At 64.7% G+C, this 5995-nt stretch carries 6 protein-coding genes and 1 pseudogene; 4 read left to right on the forward strand and 3 right to left on the reverse strand.

Annotated features, from left to right (window positions below; all coding sequences use genetic code 11):
- The 3 genes from MOV75_RS24525 to MOV75_RS24535 all read left to right on the forward strand — a co-directional run.
- The coding region (locus MOV75_RS24525; protein WP_247006760.1) for a citrate synthase at positions 1-767 on the forward strand (767 nt) is incomplete at its 5' end.
- A 235-nt stretch (positions 768-1002) separates the two neighbouring features.
- Positions 1003-1185, forward strand: a complete 183-nt coding sequence (locus tag MOV75_RS24530; protein ID WP_246930123.1) for a hypothetical protein — start codon at positions 1003-1005, stop codon at positions 1183-1185.
- Positions 1186-2072: 887 nt separating this feature from the next.
- Complete coding sequence (locus MOV75_RS24535) at positions 2073-3110, forward strand: sensor histidine kinase (protein WP_246930124.1); 1038 nt, start codon at positions 2073-2075, stop codon at positions 3108-3110.
- 2 nt (positions 3111-3112) lie between these two features.
- Here the strand turns inward: MOV75_RS24535 and MOV75_RS24540 are convergent, their stop codons facing one another.
- A complete protein-coding gene (locus MOV75_RS24540; protein WP_246930125.1) occupies positions 3113-3745 on the reverse strand; it encodes a J domain-containing protein in 633 nt (210 codons plus the stop codon).
- Between the two features lie 107 nt (positions 3746-3852).
- On the opposite strand from MOV75_RS24540, the gene MOV75_RS24545 reads away from it, so the two are divergent.
- The gene (locus tag MOV75_RS24545; RefSeq protein WP_246930126.1) at positions 3853-4122 is read left to right on the forward strand and encodes a BolA family transcriptional regulator; all 270 of its coding nucleotides are present in this window, start codon (positions 3853-3855) and stop codon (positions 4120-4122) included.
- A 121-nt stretch (positions 4123-4243) separates the two neighbouring features.
- On the opposite strand, the gene MOV75_RS24550 is transcribed toward MOV75_RS24545, so the two are convergent.
- Positions 4244-5548, reverse strand: a complete 1305-nt coding sequence (locus MOV75_RS24550) for an HlyC/CorC family transporter (protein ID WP_246930127.1) — start codon at positions 5546-5548, stop codon at positions 4244-4246.
- A gap of 31 nt (positions 5549-5579) precedes the next feature.
- Positions 5580-5995: pseudogene (locus tag MOV75_RS24555) on the reverse strand (3-dehydroquinate synthase); the annotation flags it as partial.

The following is a 5995-nucleotide window of genomic DNA, read 5'->3' on the forward strand; positions in this document are numbered from 1 at the left end:
AGAACGGGCTGGAGCATGAGGCGACGATCGTCGGCGCGTTTCCGGTGATCGCAGGCGCGCTGGTCCGGCGCGCCAAGGGGCTCGAGCCGGTCGCACCCGATCCCAATGCGAGCCATGCCGCCGACACCTTGCGGATGTTGCGTGACGCCGCGCCGGAGCCGCGCGAGGTCGCGGCGCTCGATGCCTATTTCGTCACGGTCTGCGATCACGGCATGAACGCCTCGACCTTCACCACGCGCGTGGTGGCCTCGACGCAGGCCGATCTGTTCGCCGCCGTCACCGCCGGCTATTGCGCACTGACCGGCCCTCTGCATGGCGGCGCGCCGGAGCCGGTGCTGGAGATGTTGGACGCGATCGGCTCGAGCGAGCGGATCAAGCCATGGGTGGACGCGGCGCTGGCCCGCGGCGAGCGGCTGATGGGCTTTGGCCATCGCGTCTATCGCGTGCGCGACCCACGCGCCGACGTGCTCAAGACCGCGATCGAGCGGCTTTCAGCAGACGGCGCCGACCTGCCCTTTGCCGGCGAGGTCGAAGCCTATATCCGCAGCGCGCTGCGCAAGAAGAATCCGGAACGGCCGCTGGAGACCAATGTCGAGTTCTTCACGGCGATCCTCCTCGACGCGCTGGCGATCCCACGCCAGGCATTCACGCCGGTCTTCGCGATGGCGCGCGCCGCGGGATGGACCGCGCATGCGCGCGAGCAGCAGCGCACGGGACGATTGATCCGCCCGAGTTCGTCCTATGTGGGGGCGATGCCGGAGGCGTGAGGTATGGCGGAGCGTTCTTCTCCTCTCCCCTTGTGGGCCCGTTGCGTTATCGGCTGTTGGGATTGAGGACGCCAGAAGAGAAGGCCGAAGCCACGGCAATCGCTGGCCAAGTTTGTAGTTGTCGCCCTTTGCGGGCGGCTCAGGCCGCGATCGTGGCCCATCGCCTCATATTGAAGGCATGGAGGCGAGCAGGACCTGCCCGCTTGCCTTCGCCATGCGCCTGCGGGATTTGGCTATGGTCGAGCGCCACGTCGCGCTCGGCGAGGGTCATCCTGCCAAGCAGGAGGCCCTTATCGCGGGGCGGGAGCGCAAGGGACGCGACACTGACAATGCGCGGGCGTTCCTGACCACAATGCGCGAGACGCAAGCCTTGCACCTGCAGCATCGCGAGCGGCTGTTAGCGGAGTGGGTGCGCTAACTGATCACCTGATATCCCTTCGTTCCATTTGCGTCTGCGCACACGATATCGCACCGCTTGACGTGCCGACGCAGCTCCAAAAGATGGCAACCAAAGCGGATCGGAATCGGCGGTGATGAGTGCGCTCCGCTCCGCCTCAAGCACGCGGGCGCGAAGACTTTCCAATTCGGACAATTGAGAAGTGAGCTGTTCTAGACGCTCACGCAGCAGCACAGCGGCGTCAGCCGCTCGACCATGGTGTTCACGCATGTCGTGTAAAGCTCCCAACCAAGCTTTTGAATAAGACTTGGATCATGGTCAGCCATTGGACCAATCGGGAAAATGATGCAATCGCCACTGAAATCCGCCGACGTCGTTCCAGCACCTACATATGTGAATCCTATGTTGCTTTAGCCGAAAGTTAATTTTGGACGAGTGCGGCACGCGGCGCGGAGGTGCGGTCAGAGACTTCCCGACGGTGAAGCGCAAGGGGTGACCGCGCGCGGGGGCGAGGTCGGCGGAGATGCGTGCGGCGTGCGGAAAGCGCCGCCCCAACTCTGGACTCAATCGCCCTCCCGCCGTTTCCATTCTTCAATAGTCAATCCCTCAGGTATTTACTCCCGCCATCTCTGGCGGCTCACTCGCAACAAAGGCATGTTGGTTCGCGGAGATAGGCGCGCTTGCGCTGTGCCCACCATCAATCCGAAACGGCAACAGAAGTGGGGGCACGCTTCGGCCTTCGCTCTTCGAGCTACGGCGGACAAGTCGCTTTGCCCATCCTGCGCCACTGTCGTGCAGGCGAAGTCCTGAACTATCTCTGGGTTAAGGAGGATCCTCACGTCTCCGATTGGCCATGGAACGTATTTGCCTGCAGCGAATTGCATGATCTGGCCCCGTCGAGGAATGCGATGCTGGACTTGCTTGGACAATCTGACGAGGCCAGGATCGGGGAGATCGCCAGGCAGGTAGCGAGCAGGAGCGCTGCCGGCGCGGATTCCGAGAGGCGATTCCAGGACTTGCTCCAGGCACTGCCGGCCGCGATCTACACGACCGACGCAGAGGGCCGCATCACCTTCTTCAATCAGGCCTGCATCGATTTTGCCGGACGCACGCCGAAGGTCGGCGAGATGTGGTGCGTGACATGGAAGCTCTATCTGCCCGACGGCACGCCGCTCCCCCACGATGAGTGCCCCATGGCCATCGCGCTGAAGCAGAACCGGCCGGTCCGCGATGTCGAGGCTGTGGCCGAACGGCCGGACGGTTCCCGGATCTGCTTCATGCCCTATCCGACGCCGCTGCGCGACGAACGCGGCCGACTGGTTGGCGCGGTGAACATGCTGGTCGACATCACGGCCCGCAAGCAGGCCGAGGAGCGGATGATGCTCCTCGCCTACGAGGTCGACCATCGTTCGAACAATCTGCTCGCGGTGACCCAGGCGATGCTGCGGCTGACGAAGGCCGAGACCGCTGCGGAATTCCAGGCGGCGTTTCAAGGCCGGCTCAGCGCGCTTGCCAACGTGCAGAGGCTGTTCTCGGCGTCGCGCTGGACCGGTGCCAGCCTGAAGACGATCGTCGAAGAGGAACTCCGGCCGTACGCAAGCGGAGACGGCGAACGCATCCGCATCGCGGGTGACGATATCCGTCTGCCGGCCACGCTCGCCCAGTCGATCGCGGTCGCCGTGCACGAATTGGCCACCAACGCTGCCAAATACGGGGCGCTGTCGACCCCGTCGGGCAGGCTGAAGATTCACTGGGAGACCACTGACGCGGAGCCGCTCGTGCTGCGCTGGTCAGAGCGCGGCGGTCCTCGGGTCAACGAGCCGCCGACGCGCACGGGCTTCGGGATCGGCGCCGTCGACGGTATCATCCGGACTTTGCGGGGACGAGTTACCCGGCAGTGGCGGCCGGAAGGACTGGTTTGCGAACTGTCCTTCCCGGAGGCGTAGCCTTACGCCTCCCGCACCACCGTCTTCAGATAATTATACGCCTTGATGATCTCGATCAGGCGGTCCTCGGTGGAGCGGTCGCCGCCGTTGGCGTCGGGGTGGTGCTGCTTCACCAGCGCCTTGTACTTGGCCTTGACGTCGGCGAGCGTGGCACTGGGGCCGAGGCCCATGACCTGGAGCGCCTTGCGCTCGGCGTTCATCACCTTGCGCGTCTCGGCCTTGGGCTCCGCTTCGGGACCCTTCCGCCAGCTGGCGCGGCCGTTGATCTCGCTGAACATGCTGAATGGATCGGACGCCATATCGATCTCGGCTTCCGCGCCCTTCTTGCCGCCATTGGCGCCCATCTTCCAGGTCGGGCGGTGGCCGGTCAGCGCATCCTTCTGGTAGCGCGCAACCGCGTCGGCATTCATGCCGGAGAAGAAATTGTAGTTCTGGTTGTACTCGCGCACGTGATCCAGGCAGAAGTGCCAGTATTCGCGCTGGTTATCGCGGCCCTTGGGTGCGCGATGCGCGCCCTTGTTCTGGCATCCGGCCCATTCGCAACCAACCGCGGTATCGCGCGGCTTCACTTCCGGCTGCTTGCCGCGCGGCTTGACGCGGATGGAGTCGAAGAACTTTGATGAATCGATCGGCATGGCTGACTTTGACTACGCAATGCAAAAACCTTCAAGTCTTGACATTGCAATTAGCGGCAAACCCCGGCAATTGACGGAGTGAGTACGCGCACCTTAATGGCACACACATGGCTATGAGAGACACTATCAGCAACAAGTTGCAGGAAGCTTTCACGCCCGAAAGTCTGCAAGTCGTGGACGAGTCACATCTGCATGAGGGCCACGCCGGCCATCGGCCCAGCGGCGAGACGCACTTCCGTGTGTATATCGTGTCTGCCGCCTTCAAAGGGAAGAGCCGGGTCGACCGCCACCGCATGATAAATTCGGCGCTGGCCGCGGAACTCTCCGGCGGCGTGCACGCGCTGGCGATCCAGGCTCAGGCGCCGGGGGAGAATTAACCCCGTCATTCCGGGGCGACTCGAAGAGCCGAACCCAGAATCTCGAGATTCTCGGGTGCGCAAGGGCGCACCCTAGTTCGATGCTTCGCATCGTCCCGGAATGACGGAGAGGACAGAGAGCTTAGAACGACGTCCCGGCCCGCCTCGGCTTGGCCTCTTCCAGCTCCGCATCGCGCGGCACCGGTGAAATACGGAGCGCGGTGATGCGGTTGCGCTCGCGGCGCAGGACGCGGAAGCGGAAGCCGTGGAAGGTGAAGCTCTGGCCGCGGTCGGGGATCGAGCGCGCCTCGTGGATGACGAGGCCGGCGACGGTGGTTGCCTCCTCGTCGGGCAGATGCCAGTCCATGGCGCGGTTGAGGTCGCGGATCGGCACCGAGCCGTCGACCACGACCGAGCCGTCCGGCTGGGCGCGCACGCCCGCGACCACGACGTCGTGCTCGTCGGAGATGTCGCCGACGATCTCTTCCAGAATGTCTTCCAGCGTCACAAGGCCCTCGACTTCGCCGTACTCGTCGACGACGAGCGCGAAATGGGTCTTGCGGCGGCGGAACGCCTTGAGCTGCTCGGAGACGGGGCGCATCTCCGGCACGAACCAGGGCGGCAGCGCGATGGTGGAGACGTCGATGCGCGAGGTGTCGCCGTCCGACGCACGGATCGCGCGCAGGAGGTCCTTGGCATGGAGCACGCCGATGATGTTCTCGGGCTTCTCGCGCCACAGCGGAATGCGGGTGTATTCGGTCGCCAGCACCTCGCGCACCAGCTCTTCGGGCGGCAGGTCGGCATTGATCATCATCATCTCGGTGCGATGGATCATGACGTCGGAGACCTGGAGCTCGCGCAGGTCCAGGAGGCCGCCGAGCATGTCGCGATCATGCTTCTCGAACTTGCCCTCGTGGTGCAGCAGGTCGACCGCGCCGCGCAGGCGCTCGGTCGGCGACAGGATCGCCTGGTGCTCGCCGGCGAGGCCGAACAGGCGCATGAGCAGGCGCACGATGACTTCGACGATGCGCAGCAGCGGCCCCAGCACGTACATGGTCAGCCGCATCGGGCGTGCGACCGCAAGCGCGACCCGATCGGGCGCGTTGATGGCGATGGTCTTCGGCAGCACCTCCGCGAAGATCACGACCAGCGCGGTCATCACGCCGGTCGCATAGAGCACGCCGACATCGCCGAACCAGGCCGTGAAGATCGCGGTCGCGATCGCCGAGGAGCCGATATTGGCGATGTTGTTGCCGAGCAGCAGCGCCCCGATCAGGCGCTCGCGCATGTCGAGCAGGTCCGAGACGACGTCGGCGTCGTGATTGCCCTGCTTGGAGAGGCGGAGCATGCTGGCGCGCGAGGCGCCGGTCAGCGCGGTCTCGCTGGCGGCGAAGAACGCCGAAACCAGCAGGCAGAGGACGACGATGGTGAATCCGAGCCAGTCCATGCACCACTCAACGGAAATAATCGGCCGCGCGTCAAACCTTCTGCGCGAGCTTCTCTTTGAGGAAATCGCGCACCGGGGCCGGCTCGACATCCTTCGCGATCACCGCGCGTCCGACGGCTTCCAGCAGGATGAAGGTGAGCTTGCCGCGCTTGACCTTCTTGTCCTGCCCCATCAGCGCCATCAGCGCGTCGGCATCGGCGAGCCCTTCCTGCGCAAAGCCCGCGATGTCCTGCAACCGTGTCGGCAGGCCGGCGTCGATCAGATGCCGCTCGACGCGTGCCGCATCGGCCTCGCCGATCATGCCGAGCTTTGCCGAGAACTGCGCCGCCAGCGTCATGCCGATCGCGACGCCCTCGCCATGGAACAGGCGGTCGGAGAAGCCGGTCGCCGCTTCCAGCGCGTGACCGAAAGTGTGGCCGAGATTGAGCAGCGCGCGCTCGCCGGTCT

The organism is Bradyrhizobium sp. PRIMUS42 (genome assembly GCF_023006515.1).
Lineage (GTDB): Bacteria > Pseudomonadota > Alphaproteobacteria > Rhizobiales > Xanthobacteraceae > Bradyrhizobium.

What these genes read in the sequence shown, in the direction of transcription:
- MOV75_RS24530 (WP_246930123.1), top strand. Translation starts at nt 1,003, where the DNA reads ATGGTCGAGCGCCACGTCGCGCTCGGCGAGGGTCATCCTGCCAAGCAG.
- MOV75_RS24535 (WP_246930124.1), top strand. Translation starts at nt 2,073, where the DNA reads ATGCTGGACTTGCTTGGACAATCTGACGAGGCCAGGATCGGGGAGATC.
- MOV75_RS24545 (WP_246930126.1), top strand. Translation starts at nt 3,853, where the DNA reads ATGGCTATGAGAGACACTATCAGCAACAAGTTGCAGGAAGCTTTCACG.
- MOV75_RS24550 (WP_246930127.1), bottom strand. Translation starts at nt 5,548, where the DNA reads ATGGACTGGCTCGGATTCACCATCGTCGTCCTCTGCCTGCTGGTTTCG.
- MOV75_RS24540 (WP_246930125.1), bottom strand. Translation starts at nt 3,745, where the DNA reads ATGCCGATCGATTCATCAAAGTTCTTCGACTCCATCCGCGTCAAGCCG.